The 24,497-nt window shown below is 73.2% G+C and carries 25 protein-coding genes and 1 riboswitch; of the genes, 20 read left to right on the forward strand and 5 right to left on the reverse strand.

Annotation, left to right across the window (positions count from 1 at the left end):
- Positions 1-108 precede the first annotated feature (108 nt).
- Positions 109-2,259: an MMPL family transporter gene (locus tag ABZ312_RS40270; RefSeq protein ID WP_500439857.1), complete on the reverse strand. Its 2,151-nt coding sequence runs from the start codon at positions 2,257-2,259 to the stop codon at positions 109-111.
- 148 nt (positions 2,260-2,407) lie between these two features.
- Between ABZ312_RS40270 and rpe the strand changes: the two genes are divergently transcribed.
- The 8 genes from rpe to ABZ312_RS40310 all read left to right on the forward strand — a co-directional run bounded on the left by rpe (position 2,408) and on the right by ABZ312_RS40310 (position 9,846).
- Positions 2,408-3,073 carry a ribulose-phosphate 3-epimerase gene (gene rpe / locus ABZ312_RS40275; protein WP_499510752.1) on the forward strand — a complete coding sequence of 222 codons (666 nt, stop codon included), beginning with the start codon at positions 2,408-2,410 and terminating at the stop codon, positions 3,071-3,073.
- Between the two features lie 66 nt (positions 3,074-3,139).
- Entirely contained in the window at positions 3,140-4,183 is a 1,044-nt protein-coding gene (locus tag ABZ312_RS40280) for a sugar-binding transcriptional regulator (protein ID WP_500324397.1), read from the forward strand.
- Between the two features lie 74 nt (positions 4,184-4,257).
- A complete protein-coding gene (locus ABZ312_RS40285; RefSeq protein WP_500324396.1) occupies positions 4,258-4,644 on the forward strand; it encodes a guanyl-specific ribonuclease in 387 nt (128 codons plus the stop codon).
- On the forward strand, positions 4,641-4,958 hold the full coding sequence (locus ABZ312_RS40290) for a barstar family protein (protein ID WP_500439858.1): 318 nt from the start codon (positions 4,641-4,643) through the stop codon (positions 4,956-4,958). The genes ABZ312_RS40285 and ABZ312_RS40290 overlap by 4 nt, the downstream gene beginning before the upstream one ends.
- Before the next feature lie 46 nt (positions 4,959-5,004).
- Complete coding sequence (locus ABZ312_RS40295; protein WP_500324394.1) at positions 5,005-6,453, forward strand: GuaB1 family IMP dehydrogenase-related protein; 1,449 nt, start codon at positions 5,005-5,007, stop codon at positions 6,451-6,453.
- 179 nt (positions 6,454-6,632) lie between these two features.
- The gene (locus tag ABZ312_RS40300; protein ID WP_500324393.1) at positions 6,633-7,097 is read left to right on the forward strand and encodes an Lrp/AsnC family transcriptional regulator; all 465 of its coding nucleotides are present in this window, start codon (positions 6,633-6,635) and stop codon (positions 7,095-7,097) included.
- A 186-nt stretch (positions 7,098-7,283) separates the two neighbouring features.
- Positions 7,284-8,084 (forward strand): carbon-nitrogen hydrolase family protein, encoded by an 801-nt coding sequence (locus ABZ312_RS40305; protein ID WP_500324392.1) that lies wholly within the window; start codon positions 7,284-7,286, stop codon positions 8,082-8,084.
- A 55-nt stretch (positions 8,085-8,139) separates the two neighbouring features.
- Positions 8,140-9,846: a flavin monoamine oxidase family protein gene (locus ABZ312_RS40310; RefSeq protein WP_500439859.1), complete on the forward strand. Its 1,707-nt coding sequence runs from the start codon at positions 8,140-8,142 to the stop codon at positions 9,844-9,846.
- Positions 9,847-9,856: 10 nt separating this feature from the next.
- On the opposite strand, the gene ABZ312_RS40315 is transcribed toward ABZ312_RS40310, so the two are convergent.
- Positions 9,857-10,546 (reverse strand): DUF5995 family protein, encoded by a 690-nt coding sequence (locus tag ABZ312_RS40315; protein WP_500324390.1) that lies wholly within the window; start codon positions 10,544-10,546, stop codon positions 9,857-9,859.
- Complete coding sequence (locus tag ABZ312_RS40320) at positions 10,543-11,061, reverse strand: NAD-dependent epimerase/dehydratase family protein (protein WP_500439860.1); 519 nt, start codon at positions 11,059-11,061, stop codon at positions 10,543-10,545. The genes ABZ312_RS40315 and ABZ312_RS40320 overlap by 4 nt, the downstream gene beginning before the upstream one ends.
- A 117-nt stretch (positions 11,062-11,178) precedes the next feature.
- On the opposite strand from ABZ312_RS40320, the gene ABZ312_RS40325 reads away from it, so the two are divergent.
- Positions 11,179-12,030, forward strand: coding sequence for a helix-turn-helix transcriptional regulator (locus ABZ312_RS40325; protein ID WP_500359773.1), 852 nt, complete (start codon positions 11,179-11,181; stop codon positions 12,028-12,030).
- A 169-nt stretch (positions 12,031-12,199) separates the two neighbouring features.
- Here ABZ312_RS40325 and ABZ312_RS40330 read toward each other — a convergent pair whose 3' ends face one another.
- Both ABZ312_RS40330 and ABZ312_RS40335 read right to left on the reverse strand, forming a co-directional pair.
- Positions 12,200-12,739, reverse strand: coding sequence for a GNAT family N-acetyltransferase (locus tag ABZ312_RS40330; protein WP_500359537.1), 540 nt, complete (start codon positions 12,737-12,739; stop codon positions 12,200-12,202).
- 16 nt (positions 12,740-12,755) lie between these two features.
- Positions 12,756-13,982 (reverse strand): MFS transporter, encoded by a 1,227-nt coding sequence (locus ABZ312_RS40335; RefSeq protein WP_500359535.1) that lies wholly within the window; start codon positions 13,980-13,982, stop codon positions 12,756-12,758.
- A gap of 147 nt (positions 13,983-14,129) precedes the next feature.
- On the opposite strand from ABZ312_RS40335, the gene ABZ312_RS40340 reads away from it, so the two are divergent.
- The 11 genes from ABZ312_RS40340 to ABZ312_RS40390 all read left to right on the forward strand — a co-directional run bounded on the left by ABZ312_RS40340 (position 14,130) and on the right by ABZ312_RS40390 (position 24,443).
- Entirely contained in the window at positions 14,130-15,335 is a 1,206-nt protein-coding gene (locus tag ABZ312_RS40340; protein WP_500324387.1) for an ROK family transcriptional regulator, read from the forward strand.
- 270 nt (positions 15,336-15,605) lie between these two features.
- Positions 15,606-15,736: riboswitch (FMN riboswitch) on the forward strand.
- 170 nt (positions 15,737-15,906) lie between these two features.
- Positions 15,907-16,998, forward strand: a complete 1,092-nt coding sequence (gene ribD, locus ABZ312_RS40345) for a bifunctional diaminohydroxyphosphoribosylaminopyrimidine deaminase/5-amino-6-(5-phosphoribosylamino)uracil reductase RibD (RefSeq protein WP_500324386.1) — start codon at positions 15,907-15,909, stop codon at positions 16,996-16,998.
- 1 nt (position 16,999) lies between these two features.
- Positions 17,000-17,620: a riboflavin synthase gene (locus tag ABZ312_RS40350; RefSeq protein WP_499510739.1), complete on the forward strand. Its 621-nt coding sequence runs from the start codon at positions 17,000-17,002 to the stop codon at positions 17,618-17,620.
- Complete coding sequence (locus ABZ312_RS40355; protein WP_500359534.1) at positions 17,617-18,270, forward strand: nicotinamide mononucleotide transporter family protein; 654 nt, start codon at positions 17,617-17,619, stop codon at positions 18,268-18,270. The genes ABZ312_RS40350 and ABZ312_RS40355 overlap by 4 nt, the downstream gene beginning before the upstream one ends.
- Complete coding sequence (locus tag ABZ312_RS40360) at positions 18,267-19,556, forward strand: bifunctional 3,4-dihydroxy-2-butanone-4-phosphate synthase/GTP cyclohydrolase II (RefSeq protein WP_500324384.1); 1,290 nt, start codon at positions 18,267-18,269, stop codon at positions 19,554-19,556. Before ABZ312_RS40355 ends, ABZ312_RS40360 begins: the two co-directional genes overlap by 4 nt.
- 86 nt (positions 19,557-19,642) lie before the next feature.
- Entirely contained in the window at positions 19,643-20,128 is a 486-nt protein-coding gene (gene ribH / locus ABZ312_RS40365) for a 6,7-dimethyl-8-ribityllumazine synthase (RefSeq protein ID WP_499510736.1), read from the forward strand.
- Between the two features lie 34 nt (positions 20,129-20,162).
- On the forward strand, positions 20,163-20,435 hold the full coding sequence (locus ABZ312_RS40370) for a phosphoribosyl-ATP diphosphatase (RefSeq protein WP_499510735.1): 273 nt from the start codon (positions 20,163-20,165) through the stop codon (positions 20,433-20,435).
- Positions 20,436-20,508: 73 nt separating this feature from the next.
- Complete coding sequence (gene hisG / locus ABZ312_RS40375; RefSeq protein WP_499510734.1) at positions 20,509-21,369, forward strand: ATP phosphoribosyltransferase; 861 nt, start codon at positions 20,509-20,511, stop codon at positions 21,367-21,369.
- Positions 21,366-21,857, forward strand: a complete 492-nt coding sequence (locus ABZ312_RS40380) for a PH domain-containing protein (protein ID WP_500324496.1) — start codon at positions 21,366-21,368, stop codon at positions 21,855-21,857. Before hisG ends, ABZ312_RS40380 begins: the two co-directional genes overlap by 4 nt.
- 136 nt (positions 21,858-21,993) lie before the next feature.
- Entirely contained in the window at positions 21,994-23,334 is a 1,341-nt protein-coding gene (locus ABZ312_RS40385; RefSeq protein WP_500324382.1) for a hemolysin family protein, read from the forward strand.
- On the forward strand, positions 23,331-24,443 hold the full coding sequence (locus ABZ312_RS40390; RefSeq protein WP_500324381.1) for a hemolysin family protein: 1,113 nt from the start codon (positions 23,331-23,333) through the stop codon (positions 24,441-24,443). Before ABZ312_RS40385 ends, ABZ312_RS40390 begins: the two co-directional genes overlap by 4 nt.
- Positions 24,444-24,497: the final 54 nt, after the last annotated feature.

Consider the following 24,497-nt stretch of genomic DNA (forward strand, 5'->3'; position numbering starts at 1 on the left):
CCGACGCCCGCACCCAGCGCACGCAGGTGAGGGCGATTAGCGACCCGTACGGGACGTTCCTCGCCACCCTGCCGCCCGGCGCGGGCGGTCACTGCTGTCCGGCGGACGTCACGCACCGGCGTGCGGGGCGGCGGGCGCGGCCGGTTCCTCTGCCGGAGCCCCGGCGCGGGGGCGGTCCAGGCGGCTCGGCCACCACACGCGGTGCCGCAGGTCGAGGGTGAACGCGGTCACCAGCACCGACCGCACGACCAAGGTGTCCAGCAGGACGCCGAAGGCCACCGCGAAGCCGATCTCCGCGAAGCCCACGACGGGCAGTGTCGCCAGGGCCGCGAACGTGCCGGCGAGCACCAGGCCCGCGGAGGTGATGACACCGCCGGTCGCCGCGAGGCCGGTGAGGGTTCCCTCGCGGGTCCCGGACAGCGCGCTCTCCTCGCGGATCCGCGTCATCAGGAAGATGTTGTAGTCGATGCCCAGCGCCACCAGGAACACGAAGACGAACAGCGGGAAGGCCGTGTCCTCGCCCTGGAAGCCGAAGACGTGCCGGAAGGCGAGCACGCTGACGCCGAGCGCGGCGGCGAAGGAGAGCACCACGGTCGCGATGAGCACCAGCGGGGCGGTGAGGGCCCGCAGCAGGATGCCCAGGATCACCAGCACGACGACGAGGATCATGGGGATGAGCAGCTCGTTGTCGTGCGCTGAGGCGCGGCCCGCGTCGAGCAGTGCCGCCGTACCGCCGCCGACCTTGGCGTCGGCACCCGGCACGGCGTGCAGGGTCCCGCGGGCGCGGTCCACGGTGTCCTCGGCGGCCTGGCTGTCGGCCGGGTCGGTGAGCGTTGCCTCCAGGTAGACCCGGCCGTCCTTCTGCGCAGGCGCGCCCTTCGGTACGACCGCGGAGCCGGGTGCGACGCCCTCGACGCCGTCGAGCGCGGCCTTGACCTGCTCCGCCGCACCCGCGTCGGCGATCACCACCAGCGGCTGTCCGGAGCCGGCGGGGAAGTAGCGGGACTCGACCTGCTGGCCGATGACGGAGTCGGGGGTCCCGGTGAAGCTCTGGGCGTTGCTCAGGCCCGCCGCCTCCAGACCGATCACGCCCAGCGAGAGTGCGGCCAGCACGGCGGCGGTGCCCACCCACACCGTGCGCGGCCGGCGGTCGATGCGGCGGCCCACCCGGGACCACACCCCGTTCCGGGTGGGCTCGGCGGAACCGGCGTGCGGGACGGCGGGCCAGAACACCCAGCGGCCCACGACGACCAGCAGGGCGGGGAAGAGCGTCAGCATGGCGGCCAGGCCGACGACGACGCCGACGGCGGCGACCGGCCCGAGCCCGGAGGTCGAGTTCATCTCGGCGGCCAGCAGGCACAGCATGCTCACCGCGACCGTGGCGGCACTGGCGACGATCGCCGGCCCCGCCCGGTGCAGGGCCAGCGCCATGGCCTCGTGGCGGTCCTCGTGGCGGCGCAGTTCCTCGCGGTAGCGGGCGACCAGCAGCAGCGCGTAGTCCGTGCCGGCGCCGAACACCAGGACGGTGAGGATGCCCGCGCTCTGCGCGTTGACGACGAGGTCGGCGTGCTCGGCCAGCAGGTAGACCGCCGCCTGCGCCGTGAACAGCGCCCCGACGACCGAGACGACCGGCAGCAGGATGAGGGTGACGCTGCGGTAGGTGAGCAGCAGGATGACGACGACCACGGCGAGCGCGCTGTACAGCAGGGTGCCGTCGATGCCCTCGAAGGCCTCGGCGGAGTCGGCCGCGAAGCCACCCGGTCCGGTGATGTGCACCTCGAGGCCGCCGGTGCCGTCGCCGGTGACGGCGCGGATGCCGGCGACCGCGTCCGCGATGCCCGTCCAGCCGCCCTCGTCCACGCCGATGGGGACGATGAGCTGCGCGGCGCGCGGGCCGGCGGCGCGTTCCTCGTACACCGGGCCGACGGTGCGGCCGCCGAAGACGCCGTGCCCGGTCATCCGTCGTATCTGCGCGGCGTCCTGACCGACCGTCGCACGGTCCTCGTCGGTCAGTCCGCCGGGGCGCGCGTAGACCACGACGGCGGGGGCGGTGTCGGGCAGGAACCGCTTCTGCAGTTCCAGGACCTGAGTGGACTCCGCGTTGCCCGGCAGCCAGGAGGAGGAGTCGTTCTGCTGCGCGTCCGTGAGCTTCTGGGCCAGCGGCGCCACCGCCACCAGCAGGACCAGCCAGAGCGCGAGCACGACCCATTTGCCGCGCCGGCCGCAGACCAGGACCGCCCAGCCGTGTGGAGCCTTCACACCCGTCACCTCCGCCTCGCCAAGGCGTCCCCCGAGGAGTGCTCCCGATCCGCACAGCATCCCACGCCCGGACGGGGCGTGCGAGGAGGTTTTCCACAGCCGTCCGCCCGGTGCGCGGGGAAGCGCCCGGCACCGCCATACTGGGACCATGGCCGTGCAGATCAACCCCAGTATTCTCTCCGCCGACTTCGCGCGCCTCGCCGACGAGGCGCGGGCCGTCGAAGGCGCGGACTGGCTCCACGTCGACGTGATGGACAATCACTTCGTCCCCAACCTGACGCTCGGCGTGCCGGTCGTGGAGTCCCTCCACAAGGCGACCAAGACCCCGCTCGACTGCCATCTGATGATCGCCGATCCGGACCGCTGGGCCCCGGCCTACGTCGAGGCGGGCGCGGGTTCCGTCACCTTCCACGTCGAGGCGGCCGCCGCGCCGGTGCGCCTGGCCCGGGAGATCCGCGCCAAGGGCGCGCGGGCCTCGATGGCGCTCAGGCCGGCGACGCCGGTCGAGCCGTACGAGGACCTGCTGCCCGAGCTCGACATGCTGCTGATCATGACCGTGGAGCCGGGCTTCGGCGGTCAGGCCTTCCTCGACATCATGCTGCCCAAGATCCGACGCGCCCGGAAGCTGATCGACAAGCACGGGCTGGACCTGTGGCTGCAGGTCGACGGGGGAGTCTCGGCCGCCACCATCGAGCGCTGCGCCGAGGCCGGAGCGGACGTCTTCGTGGCCGGTTCGGCCGTCTACGGAGCCGAGGACCCGGCCGAGGCGGTACGGGGGCTGCGCAAGCAGGCGGCGGCGGCCTGCGCGCACTGACCACTGAGTGGGCAGCGTGCTCCGGTACTCCGGAGTACGTGCGAGGATGAGCGCGGAGCCGATCAGATGGGCAACTGGGGAGAGAACGTGACCACAGGCCGCACAGGGGTGCGCATGGGCCCCGGCGAGATGGTCCAGGCGGCGGCGATGGCCCGCCGCTTCTACCTGGAGGGAAAATCCAAGATCCAGATCGCCGAGGAGTTCGGCGTGAGCCGCTTCAAGGTGGCGCGGGTCCTGGAGACGGCCCTCGAACGTGACCTCGTGCGCATCGAGATCAGGGTCCCCGCCGAGCTCGACGCCGAACGCTCCGACGCCCTGCGCGCCCGCTACGGGCTGCGGCACGCCGTCGTCGTCGAGTCGCCCGCCGACGAGACCGACGGCCCCGACCCGGAGAACCTGGGCGCCGTCGCCGCGCAGCTGCTCGGCGAGCTGGTCAGCGAGGGTGACGTGCTCGGCCTCGCCTGGGGGCGCTCCATCATCACCATGGCCAACGCCCTCGACCGGCTGCCGCCGTGCACGGTCGTCCAGCTCACCGGCGTGTACGACGCCGGCACCGCCGACCGCGGCTCGGTCGAGGCGGTCCGCACCGCCGCGGCCGTCTCCGGCGGCGAGGCCCACCCGATGTACGCCCCCATGGTGCTGCCCGACCCGGCGACGGCCGCGGCGCTGCGCGCCCAGAGCGGCATCGCGGCCGCCATGAGCTACTTCGACAAGGTCACCGTGGCCGTGGTCTCGATCGGGTCCTGGGCGGCCGGCATCTCCACCGTCCACGACGCCCTGACCGACGCCGAGCGGGAGCACTACGCCTCCCTCGGCGTCGCCGCGGAGATGTCCTCGCACCTTTTCGACGCCGAGGGCCTGCTGGTCGGCCGTGACCTGGGCGAGCGCTGCATCACGATCGAGGCGGACCGGCTGCGCCGCATCCCCGAGGTGCTCGCCATCGCCGGCGGGCTGCGCAAGGCCGCCGCGGTCGACGCCGTGCTCCGGTCCGGTCTGGTCACCAGCATCGTGACGGACACCGCCGCCGCCGACTACCTGCTGGACTCCACCACGCCCATGCCGCGGCCCGCCCTCGACCGCGCGGATCCCGAGGCGCTCCGCGAGCCCTAGTCCACCGCCCGCCGCCCACCGTCCGCTCGCGCGCCCTGCGCGGCGGGCACCGCGGGCTGTGGCAGCATCGCGGCATGCCGACCGGCCCCGTCCGCCGTGCCACCGTGATCGCCCTCGCCCTGCTGGGCTGCCTCGCGCTGCTGCTCACCGGCTGCTCCCCGCCCGCCACCGAACCCGTCGGGGCGCTGCCCACGGTGGCCGTCACGAGCCTGCCGCCCGAGGCCCGCGAGACGCTCCGGCTGATCGACGCGGGCGGCCCCTTCCCGTACGCGAAGGACGGCACCGTCTTCGGCAACGTCGAGGGCCTGCTGCCCGCGCACCCGCGCGGCTACTACCACGAGTACACCGTCCCGACCCCGGGGACGAGCGACCGTGGCGCCCGGCGCTTCGTCACCGGATCCGGCGGGGAGGTCTACTACACCGACGACCACTACCAGAGCTTCAGGGCGGTCCGCAGATGACGGCAACGACGGTGCTGGACCTGCACGGGGTCACCACCAAGAGCGCGTTCATGGAGCGCTGCGCCGAGCAGTTGCGGCTGCCCGGCTGGTTCGGCCGCAACTGGGACGCCCTGTACGACTGCCTCACCGACCTGCCCGACCCCGCGCGGGGCGGGCTCCGCCTGGTCGTCCGCGGCTGGCGCGACTTCGCGGCGGCCGAACCGGAGCAGTGGCGGACCGCGCGCCGGGTCCTCGCGGACGCCGCCGCCTTCCACGAGCCGGCCGTGCTCCCCTTCGAGGTCGTCCTGGAGGAACCTACGAGCGACCCTTCGTGAGCGCCGGAGTTTCCTCCGTGTTCGTTTCGGCCCGGTCCGTGCAAAAATGAAGTACGTGCGTTTCCTCAATGATGCAAAGCCTCCGTACGACCTGACGTACGACGACGTGTTCATGGTCCCCAGCCGCTCGGCGGTGGGTTCCCGCCAAGCGGTCGACCTCTCGGCCCCGGACGGCACCGGCACCACCATCCCGCTCGTGGTCGCCAACATGACTGCCATCGCCGGTCGCCGCATGGCCGAGACCGTCGCCCGGCGCGGAGGTCTGGTGGTCATCCCCCAGGACATCCCGATCGATGTGATCGCCGAGGTGATCACCTGGGTGAAGCAGCGGCACCTCGTGCTCGACACCCCGATCGTGCTCGGCCCGCACGCCACCGTCGCCGACGCCCTGGCGCTGCTGCCCAAGCGGGCGCACGGCGCCGCCGTCGTCGTCGAGGACGGCCGTCCGGTCGGCATCGTCACCGAGCACGACCTCACCGGTGTGGACCGCTTCACCCAGGTCTCCGTGGTGATGTCCAAGGACCTCCTGCTGCTGCCCGCGGACATCGACCCGCGCGAGGCCTTCAACCGCCTGGAGGAGGCCAACCGCAAGCTCGCCCCCGCGGTGGACGCCGACGGCAGGCTGGCCGGGATCCTCACCCGCAAGGCAGCGCTGCGCGCCACCCTCTACACCCCCGCCACCGACGCCGGCGGGCGGCTGCGCATCGCCGCCGCCGTCGGCATCAACGGCGATGTGGCGGGCAAGGCCAAGCAGCTGCTCGACGCGGGAGTCGACACGCTCGTCGTCGACACCGCCCACGGTCACCAGGAGAGCATGATCCAGGCCGTGAAGGCCGTCCGCGCCCTGGACCCGCAGGTTCCGGTCGTGGCCGGCAACGTCGTCTCCGCCGAGGGCGTGCGCGACCTGATCGAGGCCGGTGCCGACATCGTCAAGGTCGGCGTGGGCCCGGGCGCCATGTGCACCACCCGCATGATGACCGGCGTGGGCCGGCCGCAGTTCTCCGCCGTCATGGAGTGCGCCGCCGAGGCCGCCCGGCACGGCAAGCACGTCTGGGCCGACGGTGGCGTCCGGCACCCGCGCGACGTCGCCATGGCGCTCGCCGCCGGCGCGTCCAACGTCATGATCGGCTCCTGGTTCGCGGGCACCTACGAGTCGCCAGGCGACCTGCAGCAGACCGCCGACGGCCGGCCGTACAAGGAGAGCTTCGGCATGGCCTCCGCCCGCGCCGTGGCCAACCGCACGAGCGAGGAGTCCGCCTACGACCGCGCCCGCAAGGGGCTGTTCGAGGAGGGCATCTCCACCTCGCGAATGTTCCTCGACCCGGGCCGCCCGGGTGTCGAGGACCTCATCGACTCGATCATCGCGGGCGTCCGCAGCTCCTGCACCTACGCCGGGGCCGCCAACCTCGCCGAGTTCGCCGAGAAGGCCGTCGTCGGCATCCAGAGCGCCGCCGGCTACGCCGAGGGCAAGCCGCTGCACGCCAGCTGGCAGTAGCCGGCACCGCTGCCCGGGTGCCCCCGTCCGCTTCCGCGGACGGGGGCACCCGCGTTCCCGCCTCGACGCGATCACCCGGGAGTGCTCCGCCGGGGTGGACGGCGGTCGGCCTCGTAGTCTGGTGTGCGTACGGCACGCGCCGTTCCCACTCGCTCGCGAAGAGAAGTGACCCACCCCCAGTGCGACTGAACGAACTCGACGAACGCATCGTCCACGCCCTCGCCCAGGACGCCCGCCGCTCCTTCGCCGACATCGGCTCCCTCGTCGGGCTCTCCGCCCCCGCCGTCAAGCGCCGCGTCGACCGGCTGCTGGCGGAGGGCGCCATCACGGGTTTCACCGTCCGCGTCGAGCCCTCCGCGCTGGGTTGGGAGACCGAGGCGTTCGTCGAGCTCTACTGCCGCCACAACACCTCGCCCGACGACATCCGGCGCGGCCTGTCGCGCTACCCGGAGGTGGCGTCCGCCTCGACCGTCACCGGCGAGGCGGACGCCGTCGTCCAGATCTACGCCGCCGACGTGCGCCACTTCGAGCGCGTCCTGGAGCGGATCGCCGGCGAGCCCTTCGTGGAGCGCACCAAGTCCGTCCTGGTGCTGTCGCCGCTGCTGCGCCGCTACACGGGAGTGCCGGACCAGCCGGAGCCGTGACCGCGGGCGGGCCGGGCCGGGGAGCCGGGTCCGGCCGCCCCCGCGCAACGAATCGCCGCCGCTGCGCCCCGGCGCGCAACGAATCGGCGGTCGGTGCGCAACGGACGCGTCTTGTCGCCACGACGCCCGGAATCGTACCGTCGAGGCAGATCCGGAACAGGCTCCCCACCAGGCGAAAGAGGCTCCATGGCGCCGCTGCGCACCGCGCTGTACCAAGGCCCGAGCGGCGTCCCCTCCTCCGTGGACGACAGCCTGGCCGCGCTCGACGCCGCCGCGCGCCGGGCCTCCGCCGCGGGAGCCCGCCTGCTCGTCACGCCCGAGATGTACCTGACCGGCTACGCCCTCGGCGACGCGGTCCCGGGCCTCGCCGAGGCGGCCGACGGGCCGGCCGCCGCCCGGGTCGGCCGGATCGCCGCCGAGCACGGCCTGGGCATCGTCTACGGCTACCCCGAGCGCGACGGCTGCGGCGTCTTCAACTCCGCCCAGCTGATCGGGCCGGACGGCGGACGCCTCGCCAACTACCGCAAGACCCACCTCTTCGGCGACTTCGAGCGGACCTGGTTCACCCCCGGCGACGACGCCGTCGTCCAGGCCGAACTCGACGGCGTCCGGATCGGCATCCTCATCTGCTACGACGTCGAGTTCCCGGAGACCGTGCGGGCCCACGCCCTCGCGGGCACCCAGCTGCTCGCGGTGCCCACCGCGCTGATGCGGCCCTACGAGTTCGTCCCGCAGACCCTGGTGCCGGCCCGCGCGTACGAGAGCCAGCTGCACGTCGCCTACGCCAACCGCTGCGGCCCCGAGGGCGATTTCGACTTCGCGGGGCAGAGCTGCCTCGCCGGACCCGACGGCGCCGTACGCGCCCGGGCCGGAGCCACCGAGGAGCTGGTCGTCGCCGACGCCGACCCGGATCTCCTGCGCGCGGTCCGCGAGGAGACGCCCTACCTCGAGGACCGCCGCCCCGAGCTGTACCGCTCGCTGGGCTGATCCCGACCCCTTCCCCCGCCCCGCCTGACCGCTTCACAGCCAGGAGAACCACGCCATGACGTCCACGGTGCCCACCGCGGTCCACGACGAGCAGCACCCCGGGGTGCGGTCGGCCCCGCCGATCACCATGTTCGGCCCGGACTTCCCGTTCGCCTACGACGACTTCCTGGCGAGCGCCGCGGGCCTCGGCTCCATACCGGCGACCGAACACGGGGCGGAGGTCGCGGTCATCGGCGGCGGCCTGTCCGGCATCGTCGCCGCGTACGAGCTGATGAAGATGGGCCTCAAGCCCGTCGTCTACGAGGCCGACCGGATCGGCGGCCGGCTGCGCACCGTCGGCTTCGAGGGCTGCGACGAGAACCTGACCGCGGAGATGGGCGCGATGCGCTTCCCGCCGTCCTCCACCGCCCTGCAGCACTACATCGACCTGGTGGGCCTGGAGACCACGCCCTTCCCCAACCCGCTGGCCCCCGAGACCCCGTCGACCGTCGTCGACCTCAAGGGCGAGTCCCACTACGCGCAGACCATCGACGACCTGCCGCAGGTCTACCGCGACGTCGCGCACGCCTGGAACGCCTGCCTGGAGGAGGGCGCGGACTTCTCCGACATGAACCGCGCGATGCGTGAGCGCGACGTCCCGCGTATCCGCGAGATCTGGGCGAAGCTGGTCGAGAAGCTGGACAACCAGACCTTCTACGGGTTCCTGTGCGACTCCGAGGCGTTCAAGTCCTTCCGCCACCGGGAGATCTTCGGCCAGGTCGGCTTCGGCACGGGCGGCTGGGACACCGACTTCCCCAACTCCATCCTGGAGATCCTGCGCGTCGTCTACACCGAGGCCGACGACCACCACCGCGGCATCGTCGGAGGCAGCCAGCAACTGCCGCTGCGGCTGTGGGAACGCGAACCGCAGAAGATCGTCCACTGGCCGCTCGGCACCTCGCTGAAGTCCCTGCACGGCGGCGACCCCCGCCCGGCCGTGACCCGACTGCACCGCACCGCCGGCAACCGGATCACCGTCACCGACGCCGACGGCGACATCCGCACCTACCGCGCCGCGATCTTCACCGCGCAGAGCTGGATGCTGCTCAGCAAGATCGACTGCGACGACTCGCTCTTCCCGATCGACCACTGGACGGCGATCGAGCGCACCCACTACATGGAGTCCAGCAAGCTCTTCGTCCCGGTCGACCGGCCGTTCTGGCTGGACAAGGACGAGCAGACGGGCCGCGACGTGATGAGCATGACGCTCACCGACCGCATGACCCGCGGCACCTACCTGCTGGACAACGGCCCGGACGAGCCGGCCGTGATCTGCCTGTCGTACACGTGGTGCGACGACAGCCTCAAGTGGCTGCCGCTGAGCGCGTCCGAGCGCATGGAGGTCATGCTCAAGTCGCTCGGCGAGATCTACCCGAAGGTCGACATCCGGGGGCACATCATCGGCAACCCGGTGACCGTCTCCTGGGAGAACGAGCCCTACTTCATGGGCGCGTTCAAGGCGAACCTGCCCGGTCACTACCGCTACCAGCGGCGCCTGTTCACCCACTTCATGCAGGACACCCTCCCCGAGGACAAGCGCGGCATCTACCTCGCGGGCGACGACATCTCCTGGACCGCGGGCTGGGCCGAGGGCGCCGTGCAGACCGCGCTCAACGCCGTGTGGGGCGTGATGCACCAGTTCGGCGGCACCACGGACCCGACCAACCCGGGCCCGGGCGACCTCTACGACGAGATCGCGCCGGTCATGCTCGACGAGGACTGACCCGCCCCCCTCAGCGGGCCAGCGGGGTCAGCAGGAAGCGCCCCACCAGCCCGACCCCGGAGTCGAGCTTCTCGGCGAACTCCTCGTACACCTCCGGCAGTCCGCGCAGGGACCACAGCACGCGGGACGCGGCCCACGCCGCGTCCCGCGCGCGTTCCAGGCTCCAGGAACCGGCGAGATGGGTCAGCGGGTCGGCGAGGTCCAGCAGATCGGGGCCGGGCATCAGCTCCTCCCTGACGCGTTCCTCCACGGACGTCAGCAGATCGCCCACGCGATCGAAGTCCCGTTCCAGCGAAGGCGGCTCGCACCCCAGCGCGGAGCAGGTGTCCACCACCGCGAGCGCCAGGTCGTGACCCACGTGCGCGTTGATCCCGGCCAGCGCGAACTGCAGCGGGCGGACGCCGCGGTGCCCACGCAACTGCAGCAGCGGCCGCCAGCAGGCCGGGACGGCACGGCGGTCGGTCGCGCCGTCGACCGCCCGCAGGTACCGGGCGGCGAAACGGGCGGCCAGCACGGCGGCGGCGACGGGATCGCCGAAGCCGCCCGCCGCCAGCCGGTCGTCCATTTCCTCCGTGACCGACAGGTAGACACGGTTGAACACCGCCACCCCGTCCCCCGGCGGGAGCGCCGTGCCGAGCGCGCGCATGCGCGCCACCACCTGGCCCACCCCCACCGGGGCCGGCCGCCGTGCCGTCGTCATGGGCACAGCGTCCCAGCAGGCCGGGCGGCGTTCGCGGCACGGCGGCCGTGGCGTCCCCGGATCGGGTGAGTCAGAGCGCGCCCGCGTCGCGGGCCGTCCACACCGACGGATACTGCGGGCGGAAGCCCGGCTCCTCCCGCCGCCGCCGGCGCGTCGTCGGCGATGTTGTACGCCCGGCCCCCGACGCCGGGGGCCCGGCGCAGGGACTCCACCAGGGGGCGGCCCCGGCCCTCGCCGTACACCAGGTTCGTGCTCGCCTGCACGAAACGCGTCGCCCCGGCCTCGGCGGCTGCCCGCGTCGGCGTGGTGCCCTCCTGCGAGCCGTCCCGGAACACCGCCGCCAGGTGCACGACCGCATCCACGCCCGCCAGGGCCTTGCGCAGGTCCTCCGGGCCCCGCAGGTCCCCGGTCGCGATCCGTGCCCCCAGCCGGGCTGGCCCCTCGCCCCGCTCCGCGTCCCGCACGAGCACCCGCACCTCCTCGCCCGGGCGGCACCACTGCAGCAGCCTCGGCACGAAGCGGCTGCCGACCCGACTGCGGCGGCCCGCGGCGCCGCGGGAGAGACCTCCGCATCCGGGGATCGACACTCCCTGGATAAGGTCCCGGCCCGGCGGGATGCTTGAAACGTGGACATCGACCGCGCGCAGCTCGCCCACTTCCTGCGCCGTAGCCGTGCCCGCCTCGCCCCCTCCGACGTGGGCCTGGTGGTCGGCGTCCGGCGGCGCACCCCCGGCCTGCGCCGCGAGGAGGTCGCCCAGCTCGCCGGCATGTCCGCGGACTACTACACCCGGCTCGAACAGTCACGGGGCCCCCGGCCGTCCCGCCAGATCCTGGGCGCGCTCGCCCGTGCGCTGCGCCTGTCCGAGGACGAACGGGACCACCTCTTCCACCTGGCCGGCGAGGAACCGCCCCGCGGCACCCGCGACGCCGGCGCCGCGGGGCACGTACGGCCCGGACTGCTGCTGGTGCTGGACCGGCTCGACGACACCCCGGCGCAGGTCGTCAGCGACGCGGGGGACGTCCTCGCCCAGAACGCGATGGCCGCGGCGCTCGTCGGCGACGCGGCCTCCCGGCCGCCGAGGGAGCGCAACATCGTCCGCCGCTTCTTCCTCGACCCGGCGGCGCGCGAGCTCTTCCCTCCGGGGGACCGGGAGGAGCAGGCCCGGCGTCACGTCGCCCACCTGCGTGCGGTCCTGGCCGCCCGGCCCGACGACGCGCGCGCGGGCGCGCTGGTCGCGGAACTGCGGGGGCGCAGCGCGGAGTTCTCGACGCTGTGGGACGAGCACGAGGTCGCCGTGCGGCGCGCGGATGTGAAGCGGTTCCAGCATCCGGTGGTGGGGCTGATGGAGCTGGAGTGCGAGGTGCTGCTCAGTGCGGAGCATGATCAGCGGTTGATCGTGTACACGGCGCGGCCGGGGAGCGAGTCCTACGAGCGGTTGCGGTTGCTTCGCGTTGTGGGCCTGCAGGACCTCGCGGTGCGGTGAGTTGGGGCCGGTTGTCGTGTGCGGCGCCGCGTTTGTTGCTGTTGCGGTTTCTCCCCCACCCTCCCGCCCTCCCCCGGCCGAAGGCCGGGGGAGGGCGGGAGGCGGGTGGACGCCCGCCGCAGGCGCAACGGAGCCGCACACAAACACCCGGGGAGCCCGGCGCAGCCGCCTAGTCGGCCCACGCCGTGCGCGTGACCGCGTACTCGACCTCCCCCTGTTCCGCCCCCGGCAACGCCTCGTCCCACTCCTCGTGGAAGACCCGGACGAACGACAGCCCCGCCTTCTCCATCACACGCCGCGACCGCGCGTTGACGAACATCGTCTCCGCGTGGACGCGCTCCGCGCCCAGGTCGGTGAAGGCCTTGCGGACCAGGGCGCGGGACCCCTCCGTGGCGTAGCCGCGGCCCCAGGCGGCGCGGCGCAGGCGGTACCCGAGTTCGAGGTCGTCGGCGGGGCCGCCGGGGCGGGGGGTGAGGGCGAACCAGCCGACGAAGTGCCCGGTGGAGAGTTCCTCCGCCGCCCAGACCTGGGAGCGTGCGAAGCGGGGCAGGACCTCGTGCCGGATGACGTCGGAGGGCGTGGGGCGGCCGTTGCCCAGGTAGCGCATGACCTCGGGGTCGCTGTCGAGCGCGACGAGCAGTTCGGCGTCCGCGTCGGTGTCGGTGAAGTGCCGCAGCCGCAGCCGCTCGGTCTCCAGGAAGATCCGCATGTGCATGGGCGGCACGCTAGGCCTGCGGGGTCGTCGCCGCCACGGGTTTGCGGTCGCGCTCCACGGAGACGGTGCCCGCGCGCCGGAGCACGCCCGCGCCCACGGCGAGCCCGGCGGCGAGCAGGGTGACCAGGCCGAAGGAGACCTGCAGGGAGCTGGCCTCCGCGATGGAGCCGATGGCGGCCGGAGCCACCAGCCCGGAGGTGTAGGTGACCGTGGCGACGCCCGCGATGGCCTGGCTCGCGTTGGGCCCGCTGCGCCCGGCCGCGGCGAAGCACAGCGGCACGACCACGGCGATGCCCACGCCGATGAGGGCGAAGCCCGCGATGGTGGTGACCTGCGTGGACGCCGTGGCGACGAGGACGCCGCCCACCGTGGCGAGCAGGCCGCCGAAGCGTACGGTGCGGACCGGTCCGAAACGGCGGACGACGAGGTCGCCGAGGAGACGGGACACGGCCATGGTGCACGCGAACGCGGTGTAGGACGCGGCGGCGACACCGGGGGAGGCGCCGGCGATGTCACGGAGGTAGACCGCGCTCCAGTCCATGCTGGCGCCCTCCGCGAAGACGGCGCAGAAGCCGATGGCGCCGATGACCAGGGCGGCGCGGGGCGGCAGGGCGAAGCGCGCGGGGGCCTCCTCCGACGCGGCGGGCCGCAGGTCGAGCACTCCGCTGCAGACCACCTGGCCCAGCACGACGAGCAGGACGGCCGCGGCGGTGAGGTGGAGGCGCGCGTCGAGTTCCGCGTGGGCGGCGAGGACGCCGAAGAGGGAGCCGAGCAGGGTGCCGGCGCTCCACATGCCGTGCAGCCCGGACATGATCGAGCGGCCGAGGCGTTCCTCGACCTCGACGCCCTGGGCGTTCATGACGACGTCGGCCATGCCGGCCGAGGCCCCGTACACGAACATCGCCCCGCACAGCCAGCCCAGTCCGGAGGAGAGGGCGGGCAGCGCCAGCGAGGCGCACCACAGGCCGAGCAGGAGGCGCAGCGCGTTGCGCATGCCCATGTGGTGGGCGACGCGGGCGGCGAGCGGCATCGCGACGGAGGCGCCGAGGGCCGCGAAGACGAGCGCGAAGCCGAGCTGTCCGGCGCTGAGCCCCGCGTGCTCCTGGATCCAGGGCACCCGGGTGGCGAAGCTGCCGGTCACCGCGCCGTGCACGGCGAACACGGCGGCGACGGCGAGATGGGCGCGCCGCAGTCGCGGGTCGGTCTTCCCCGTCGGGGTCGTCGGCTTCGTCGGCATGTTCCCTCCAGTCTGGTCCCGCCGTGCTCGGGGCATAAATTATCAGGCAGGCTTCCTGAAAGATAGACTGCCTCCTGCCACGGTCCCGCACCGGGCCCCTGTCGCCCGCCCTCGCACCTGCGCGACGGCTTCTGGAAGGATCCGTCCATGACCGCCATGCGATCCCACGCCGGGCGCACCGCCTCCCCCCGCACCGCTCGGGCGATCAACGACCGGCTGGCCCTGGAACTGCTGCAGCGCGAGGGCCCGTTGACGGCGGCCCAGCTCAAGTCCCTCACCGGGCTGTCCCGTCCGAGCGTCGCCGACCTGGTCGAGCGGCTGCAGGAGTCCGGGCTGATCACGGTGGTCGGCGAGACGGGAGCCGACCGGCGCGGCCCCAACGCTCGGGTGTACGGGATCGTCGCCGACCGGGCGCAACTGGCCGCCTTCGACGTCCGCACCCACAGCGTCGCCCTCGAGGTGGCCGACCTATTGGGGAACACCATCGGCAGCGCCGTCCTGCCGGTGGACCCGTTCGGCGATCCGCAGCGCACGGTGCGGCGCTCGGTGGCGCTGCTGGAGCGGACCGCGCGCACCGCCGGCGCCGGCGCGCTGCACACCGTCGCGGTCGGCGCGCCCGGCCTGGTCGACCCGGCCACCGGCGAACTGCGGGCCACCGGGCAGCTGCCGGCCTGGCACTCGGCGCTCGTCGCCGAACTGCGCAGGCGGCTCTCCCTCCCGGTGCTGCTGGAGAACGAGGTCAACCTCGCGGCCGTCGCCGAGCGGCGCCTGGGCGCCGTGCGCGACCGCGAGGACTTCGTCCTGCTGTGGCTGGGTCACGGGGTGGGCGCCGCGGTGGTGCTGGGCGGGATCCTGCGGCGCGGTGCCTCGGGCGGTACGGGGGAGATCGGCTTCCTGCCCGTTCCGGGGACCTTCCAACTGCCGACGGCCAGCGGGTGCGAGGGCGGTTTCCACTCGCTGGCGGGCAGCGCGGCGGTGTGCGCCCTGGCGCGCTCGCACGGGATGCCGGTGTCCGGCGACGACGACGCCCTGGCGGCCGAGGCGGTGGTGACCGCGGCCCGGGCGGACGGCAAGCAGGGCGAGCTCTTCCTCGACGCGCTGGCGGACCGGGTGGTGATCGGGGTGGCAGCCGTCACCGCCGTGCTCGACCCAGGCTGCGTGGTGCTGGGCGGCGAGGTGGGCCGGGCCGGGGGCGAGGACCTGGCCGCCCGGGTCGAGGAACGGCTCGCGCGGATGTCCCCGCTGCCGACCCAGGTGCGGGCGGGGACCGTCGCGGGCAGCGCGGTGCTGCGCGGCGCGGTGCTGTCGGCGATGGACGCGGCGCAGGACGCGGTGTTCACACCCGAGGTGTGACGTCCGGGGCGCTCCGGGGCAACCGCCCCTCGGCCGCCTGACGTTCGCGGGCGCCGGCGTACGACCGGAGTCCCCCGGGTGAACCCGCTCCGCCCATGCGGTTCGCGCCGGCCTCAACGGACGCTCCCCTGGGTCGTGTTGACCGGAAGCCATGGCGACGGGCCGCGGGGTCCGAGCGGTCGGACCGATCCCGTGTGAGCCAATCCACAGCGATCCCTTGCGTCCGCAAGGAACCTTCGTGGCAGACTGTGGAGCAGTACCAGTGACGTTCAGCGCACTCCGGGGTCGGTGAAACTCCGAACCGGCGGTTACAGTCCGCGACCCGTCCGCATCCAGCGGCCGGTTGACCAGGTGAAATTCCTGGACCGACGGTTAAAGTCCGGATGGGAGGCAGTGCGCGGCGGACGGGCATCGGTACACCGCCGTCGGCGGCAGCGTGGGTGCGTGTCCCCCGGAAACGGGTGACACGGGCGGACGCAGCCCCACACCGGACGCGGTGTCCCCGAGGCTCACGTCCGCTCTGTGTTCCGCACAGCCCCGGAGTCCGTGCCCGATGAGGCAGGAGGACCCGGTGGCAACACCCGGTGAAGCCGACGCGATGCGCCGGGCCATAGAGCTCGCCGCCCGCGGCGTGGGCTCGACGAGCCCCAACCCCGTCGTCGGCGCCGTGATCCTCGACGCAGGCGGCGAGATCGCCGGCGAGGGCTGGCACCAGCAGGCGGGCGGACCCCACGCCGAGGTCCACGCCCTGCGCGCGGCCGGCGACGCGGCCCGCGGCGGCACCGCCGTCGTCACCCTCGAACCCTGCAACCACACCGGTCGCACCGGCCCGTGCGCCCAGGCCCTCATCGCGGCCGGCGTTTCCCGCGTCGTGTACGCCGTCGCGGACCCCACCCCCGCGGCGACCGGAGGCGGCGCCACGCTGGCCGCCGCCGGGATCGCCGTGGAGAGCGGGCTCATGGAGGCCGAGGCCGCCCGCGGCAACGAGGTGTGGCTCACCGCCTCCCGCGAGCAGCGGCCCTTCGTGCTGTGGAAGTACGCGAGCACCCTCGACGGCCGCATCGCCGCCGCCGACGGCACCAGCCGCTGGATCAGCTCCGCCGCCTCCCGTGCCGACGTGCACCGTCTGCGCGCCGAGTCCGACGCCGTCGTCGTCGGCTCCGGCACCCTGCGCGCCGACGACCCCCACCTGGCCGTGCGCGGCGTGGAGGGCACCTTCACCCAGCCCCTGCGGGTGGTCGTCGACACCAACGCCAAGATCACCCCCGGCGCCCGGGTGCTGGACGGCACCGCCCCGACCCTGGTCGCCGTCGCCGAGGACACCGACACCGCCCACCTGCCGGGCGTCGACGTGGCCCGCCTGCCCCGCACCGGCAGCGGCGTCGCCGTCACCGCGCTGCTTGCCGAGCTGTACGGCCGCGGCGTCCGCTCCGTGCTGCTGGAGGGCGGCCCCACGCTCGCCGGCGCCTTCGTCGCCGCGGGCGCCGTCGACAAGGTCGTCGGCTACCTCGCACCGGCCCTCCTGGGGGCCGGACCCGCGGCCCTGGGGGACGCGGGAATCACCACCATCGCGCACGCGTTGCGGCTCGACGTCGCCGAGATCGAACGCATCGGCCCCGACCTGCGTATTACTGCCTACCCGAGCCGCACCGAGGAGAACTGACGTGTTCACCGGAATCGTCGAAGAGCTGGGCGACGTCGTCGCCGTCGAGGACCTGGGCGACGCCTCCCGCTTCCGTCTGCGCGGTCCGGTCGTCACCGAGGGCGCCAAGCACGGCGACTCGATCGCGGTCAACGGGGTGTGCCTCACCGTCGTCGACACCGCGGACGGCGAGTTCACCGCCGACGTGATGGCCGAGACCCTCAAGCGCTCCAGCCTCGGCGCGCTGAACCCCGGCAGCCGGGTCAACCTGGAGCGCCCGATGGAGCTGGGCGGCCGCCTCGGCGGTCACCTCGTCCAGGGCCACGTGGACGGCACCGGCGCGGTGATCTCGCGGACCCCCGCCGAGCACTGGGAGATCGTGAGGATCTCGCTGCCGGCGGAGCTGTCCCGCTACGTGGTCGAGAAGGGCTCGATCACCGTCGACGGCATCAGCCTCACGGTCGTCGAGGCCGGTCCCGACTTCTTCTCCGTCAGCCTGATCCCGACCACCCTCGACCTCACCACGCTCGGCTTCAAGCAGCCCGGCGACCCGGTGAACCTGGAGGTCGACGTGATCGCCAAGTACGTCGAGCGGCTGTACGGGGAGCGGGCCGGGGCACCGAAGGGGGCTCCGGCGGAATGAGCGCCCTCGACACCCTGAACAGTGTCGCCTTCTCCGCCTTCGGTGAGCACTTCAAGTGGACCGACGTGGTCGGCAACGGCCTCGGCCTGGCCGGTCTCGCCCTGGGGTGGCGCCGCTCGGTGTGGGCCTGGCCGGTCCAGCTGCTGTCCGGTGCGGTGCTCGTCGCCGCGTACTGGTCGGCACAGCTCACCGGCGGCGTCGGCAAGCAGCTGCTCGTCATCGGCGTCGCCGTGTGGGGCTGGTTCCAGTGGCGCCGCGGCGTCCGGGACGGCGGCGAGATCCGGGTCCGCTTCGCCACCTGGCGAGAGCGGGGCCTGCTGGTCGCCGGCACGGCGGCCGGACTGTTCGGGGTCGTCGGCCTCTTCACGCTCTACCCGTCGCTGTCCTGGAACCCCTGGCCGGACGCCTACATCTTCGTCGGCACCGTCGCCGCGATGGTGGCCATGGCCAGGGGCTGGGTCGAGTTCTGGTTCGCCTGGCTCGCCGTCGACGCGGTCGGCGTCCCCCTCGCCTGGAACAGCGACCTGAAGTTCTCCGCGCTCGTGTACGTCATCTACTTCGTTCTCGTGATCGCCGGCATGTACGCCTGGTGGCAGCAGACCCGGGTCCCGCGGCACGGCGGGCCCGTCCTGGAAGGAGCGGCCGCATGACCACCGCACTGCACACCCTCTACGTGGCGGAGGACGCCCCGATCGTCCTCGACCCCGTCGAGCGTGCGATCGCCGACATAGCGGCCGGCCGGCCCGTCGTCGTCGTGGACGACGAGAACCGCGAGAACGAGGGCGACCTCATCATCGCGGCCGAGAAGGCCACCCCGGAGATCGTCGCGTTCATGATGACCGAGTGCCGTGGTCTGATCTGCGTGCCCATGGAGGAGCACGACCTGGACCGGGTCGACCTGCCGCAGATGGTGGACTCCAACACCGAGTCCATGCAGACCGCGTTCACCGTCTCCGTCGACGCGAGCGCCGTCCACGGGGTCACCACCGGCATCTCCGCCGCCGACCGGGCGACCACGATCCGGCTGCTGGCCTCCGGCGACTCCGTCCCCGGCGACTTCGTCCGGCCCGGCCACGTCTTCCCGCTGCGCGCCAAGTCCGGCGGCGTCCTCACCCGCAACGGCCACACCGAGGCGGGCGTCGACCTGGCCCGGCTCGCCGGACTGCGCCCGGCCGCCGCCATCGTGGAGATCGCCAACGAGGACGGCACGATGGCGCGCCTGCCCGAGCTGGTCCACTTCGCCCGCAAGCACGGCCTGGCCATCATCTCCATCGAGGACCTGGTGACCTACCGCCGCAGCTCGGAGCCGACCGTGCGCCGCGAGGCCGAGACCCGGCTGCCCACCGCCTTCGGCGACTTCCGCGCGTACGGCTACCGCAGCACCGTCGACGGCGTCGAGCACATCGCGCTCGCGGCCGGCGAGATCGGCGACGGCGAGGACGTCCTCGTCCGCGTCCACTCCGAGTGCCTCACCGGCGACGTCTTCCACTCGCTGCGCTGCGACTGCGGACCGCAGCTCCAGGCCTCACTCGAACGGGTGGCAGCCGAGGGCCGGGGCGTCGTGGTCTACCTCCGCGGCCACGAGGGCCGGGGCATCGGCCTGATGTCCAAGCTGCGCGCGTACGAGCTCCAGGAGCGCGGCCGGGACACGCTCGACGCCAACCTGGAACTCGGACTGCCCGCCGACGCCCGCGACTACGGCGCCGCCGCCCAGATGCTGTCCGACCTCGGCGTGCACTCCCTGCGCCTGATGACCAACAACCCCGACAAGACCGAGGCCCTCGAGCGGCACGGCCTGAAGGTCGCCGAGCGCGTCGCCATGCCGATCGCGGCCGGCGAGCACAACCTGCGGTACCTGCGCACCAAGCGGGACCGCATGGGCCACGACCTGCCCTGGCTGGACCCGGCCCCCACCGGTGCCTGCCGCAACCAGTAGGCCCGCCCCCAAGCAGCACCACGACACCTGTACGACCAAGAACGACCCGAACGACCAGAGCAAGAACGAGCAAGGAGAAGACGGACGTGAGCGGTAAGGGCGCCCCCGAGCTGACCGTGAAGAACTGCGGTGACCTGCGCGTGGCCGTGATCGCGGCGCAGTGGCACGAGCAGGTGATGGACGGGCTGGTCGACGGCGCCCTGCGCGCCCTGAGCGACCTGGGCATCGACGAGCCCACCCTGCTGCGCGTTCCCGGCAGCTTCGAACTGCCGGTCGCCGCCAAGGTGCTGGCGAGCCGGGGCTACGACGCGGTCGTCGCCCTAGGCGTCGTCATCCGCGGCGGTACGCCGCACTTCGAGTACGTCTGCCAGGGCGTCGCCCAGGGCCTGACCCAGGTCTCGGTCGACACCGGCGTGCCGATCGGCTTCGGCGTGCTCACCTGCGACACCGAGGAGCAGGCCCTGGACCGGGCCGGACTGCCCGGCTCGAACGAGGACAAGGGGCACGAGGCCGTCACCGCCGCGATCGCCACCGCGACCGTCCTGCGTTCAGTATCCGAGCCGTGGCGGTGAGGTAAGGGGACTTCCGCGTAGGGTGGGGACCACCATGGCCAAGAAGACATTCGAGGAGCTCTTCGCCGAGCTCCAGCACAAGGCCGCCACCGGCGACCCCAGCAGCTCCCGCACCGCCGAACTGGTCGGCAAGGGAGTGCATGCGATCGGCAAGAAGGTGGTCGAGGAGGCCGCCGAGGTGTGGATGGCAGCCGAGTACGAAGGCGCCGACCGCACCGCGGAGGAGATCTCCCAGCTGCTGTACCACCTGCAGGTGATGATGGTCGCCCGGGGCATCGGCCTCGACGACGTCTACGCTCATCTCTGAGCGGATCGCCCCAGGCCGGACCCGCCCCACGAGCCCTGTCCCACCCACATCCGAGCTGCAAAGGAACGCTGTCATGCTGCGCATCGCCGTCCCCAACAAGGGTTCACTGTCCGGACCTGCGTCGGCGATGCTGCATGAGGCCGGCTACCGCCAGCGCAAGGACTCCAAGGAACTCGTCCTCGTCGACGGCGAGAACGACGTCGAGTTCTTCTACCTGCGCCCGCGCGACATCGCCATCTACGTCGGCTCGGGCCGCCTCGACATCGGCATCACCGGCCGCGACCTGCTGCTGGACTCGGGTGCCAACGCCGAGGAGATCCTGCAGCTCGGCTTCGCCCGCTCCACCTTCCGCTACGCCACCACACCCGGCGGCGTGAGCGACGTGAAGGAGTTCGGCGGGAAGACGGTCGCCACCTCCTACCCGGAGATCGTCCGGAAGCACCTCGCCGACCACTCGGTGGAGGCCTCGGTGGTCCGCCTCGACGGCGCCGTCGAGACCTCCATCCACCTCGGTGTGGCGGACGTCATCGCCGACGTCGTCGAGACGGGCACCTCCCTGCGCAACGCCGGCCTGGAGGTCATCGGGGAGCCGATCCTCGACTCCGAGGCGGTCGTCATCCGCCGGGCCGGCGCCGGCGGCGAGGACGCGGCGGCCGAGCCGAAGGTGCAGCAGTTCCTGCGCCGCCTCCAGGGCGTCCTGGTGGCCCGCCGCTACGTGATGATGGACTACGACATCCGCGTCGAGCACGTCGAGCGGGCCATCGCCCTCACGCCCGGCCTGGAGTCGCCGACCGTCTCCCCGCTGCACCACGAGGGCTGGGTCGCCGTGCGCGCCATGGTCCCCAGCCGCGAGGCCCAGCGGATCATGGACGAGCTGTACGACCTCGGCGCGCGGGCCATCCTCACCACCGGGATCCACGCGTGCCGTCTGTGACCTCGCCCACCCCGCACGCCATGCCCGTGGAACTCCCCGTGCTGCCCGTCACCTTCCGGCCCGCCCGCACCCGCGCGGTGCTGCTGGGCCTGGCCACCGGGCTGCTCGCGGCCTTCGTCGTCATCGCCGTGCTCCTCCCCGCGGACGGCGCACGGCCCTGGCACACCTCGGACCGGATCTGGATCGTGCTCACCGGGCTGCTGATCGCCGGGGTGCTCGTGCTGCTCAGCCGGCCCAAGGTGGCCGCCGACCGCGACGGTGTGACCGTCGTCAACCTGACGACCCGGCGCCGGCTGGAATGGGCGCAGGTCCTCCGGGTGAACCTGCGTCCCGGCGATCCGTGGGTGTACCTCGACCTGGCCGACGGCACCAGCCTGGCCGCCATGGGCATCCAGCCGGGGATCGGACGCGCCCGCGCGTTGCGCGACGCGCGCGCCCTGCGGGCCCTCGCGGAGGCGTACGGTACCGGCAAGCCGACGGCGCACTAGACCTGCCGCCCCGGCCCGCTTCTTCATTACTCTGGAACCTTCGCAACGACCCGAGGAGTGACACCCAATCCACGATGGACGGATCGTCCGGTAGTACCCGCGCCGCCTCTCCCCCCCGACATACGGGAGCGGCGGCATGAGCGCCCCGTTGCTGCTGCTCGCGGCAGCCTTCGTCCTGATCCTCGCGAACGGCTTCTTCGTCGCCGCCGAATTCGGCCTGGTGACCGTCGAACGCCCGGCCGCCGAACGCGCCGCCGCCGAGGGTGACCGCAGGGCCCGCAGCGTCGTGGAGGCGCTGCGCAAGCTGTCCTTCCAGCTCTCGGGCACCCAGCTCGGCATCACGATCACCTCACTGGTGGTCGGCATGCTGGCCGAGCCCGCCCTCGCCGACCTGTTCGCCGGACCGCTCACCTCGGTGGGTGTGCCCGAGGGCGCGGCGCCCGCCGTCGCGGTCGTGATCGGCATGATCCTCGCCTCGGCCGTCCAGATGGTCATCGGCGAGCTCGTCCCGAAGAACTGGGCGGTGTCCCGTCCGCTGGAGGTGGCCCGTTTCGTGGCCGGGCCGCAGCGGGCCTTCTCCGCCCTGTTCCGCCCGGTCATCGAGGCCCTCAACGCCGCCGCGAACCGCCTGGTGCGGGCGCTGGGCGTGGAGCCCGCCGAGGAGCTGGCCTCCGCGCGCACCCCCACCGAGCTGGTCTCGCTGGCCCGCCACTCCGCCCGTGCCGGGGCCCTCGAGCAGGACACCGCGGACCTGTTCGTCCGCACCATCTCCCTCGGCGACCTCACGGCGGAGAACGTGATGACCCCGCGCGTACGGGTCAGCGCCCTGCAGGACACCGCCACCGCCGCCGACGTCCTCAACCTGACCCGGGCCACCGGGCTGTCGCGCTTCCCGGTCTACCGGGAGCGGCTGGACGACATCGTCGGCATGGCGAGCCTGAAGGACGCCCTCGCCGTCCCGGCCCACCTGCGCGACCGCACGCCGGTCGGCCGGGTCACGGTCGCCCCGCTGCTCGTCCCGGAGACGCTGCCGGTGCAGCCGCTCCTGGAGCAGCTGCGCCGCGAGCAGCCGATCGCCGTGGTCGTCGACGAGTACGGCGGCACCGCCGGCGTCGTCACCCTGGAGGACATCGTCGAGGAGCTCGTCGGCGAGGTGCGCGACGAGCACGACGGCGCCGACCTGCCCGAGCTGGCGGCCGCCCCCGCGGAGAACGGCAACCCCGCCTGGGACGCCGACGGCGGCTGCCGGGTCGACCTGCTGGAGCGCATAGGGCTCGAGGCCCCCGAGGGGCCGTACGAGACGGTGGCCGGCCTCGTCGCCGACCTCCTCGAACGCATTCCCGAGCCGGGGGACACCGCACTGCTGCCCGGCTGGGAGCTGCGGGTGCGCGAGGTCGCGCACCACCGTGCCGAAAGGGTCCGCCTGGTACGCGTCGGGTTCGAGGAGCCCGAGGACGGGCAGGAGGGCGGGCGATGAGCTTCCTGCAGCTGTTCTTCGCCGGCCTGCTGGTGCTGGGCAACGGCTTCTTCGTCGGCGCCGAGTTCGCCCTGGTCTCCGTACGGCGCAGCCAGATCGAGCCGCTCGCCGGCACGCAGCGGCGGGCCCGTACGGTCCTGCACGGGCTGGAGAACCTGCCGCAGATGATGGCGGCGGCCCAGTTCGGCATCACGGTCTGCTCCCTGACGCTGGGTGCGGTCGCCGAGCCGACCGTCGCCCACATGCTGGAGCCGCTCTTCGAGGCGATCCACCTGCCCGAGGGGCTGATCCACCCGCTCGGCTACGTCATCGCGCTCGCCGTCGTGGTCTTCCTCCACCTCGTCATCGGCGAGATGGTCCCCAAGAACCTGGCGATGGCCGCGCCCGAGAAGACCGCGCTGTGGCTCAGCCCCGGACTCGTCGGCTTCGCCCGGCTGTTCCGGCCGGTCATCGCGGTGCTCGGCTGGTGCGCCAAGCTCGTGCTGCGGCTGTTCCGGGTCGAGCCCAAGGACGAGATCGACGCGGTCTTCACCAGCGAGGAGCTGACCGTGCTCGTCGAGGACGCCCGGCAGGCCGGACTCCTCGACGACGACGCCCAGGAACGCCTGGAGGACGCGCTGGAGCTGGGCACCCGCCCGGTCACGGACGTCCTGCTGTCCCCGGCGGAGCTGGTGACGGTCGACGCGTCCGTCACCCCCGCCGAGGTCGAGGAGCTGACCGTACGCACCGGCTACTCGCGCTTCCCGGTGGCCGGACCGGAGGGCGCCTACCTCGGCTACCTCCACGTGAAGGACGTCCTCGACCTGGAGGACACCGGCCGGCCCGTCCCGGCGCGGCTGTGGCGGCCGATGGCCACCCTCCGCGCGGAGCTGCCGCTGGACGACGCGCTCACCCAGATGCGGCGGGCCGCGTCCCACCTGGCGTCGGTCGCGGACTCCGGCGGGCGCGTGCTGGGTCTGGTCGCCCTGGAGGACGTGCTGGAGATGCTGGTCGGCGAGGTCCGTGACCCGGCGCACCGGGAGGTCCCGGAGCCTGCGCAGACCGGCGACACCGCGGCCGCCCAGGAGACCGGAGAGGCCGCCCGGCCGTCGCGTGTGATGGCGAGCTGACACGAGGACCCACGCGAGAGGGGCCCGGGCGCATGCGCCCGGGCCCCTCTCGCG

Origin of the sequence: Streptomyces sp. NPDC006207 (genome assembly GCF_040613835.1) — a bacterium.
Taxonomy (GTDB): domain Bacteria; phylum Actinomycetota; class Actinomycetes; order Streptomycetales; family Streptomycetaceae; genus Actinacidiphila.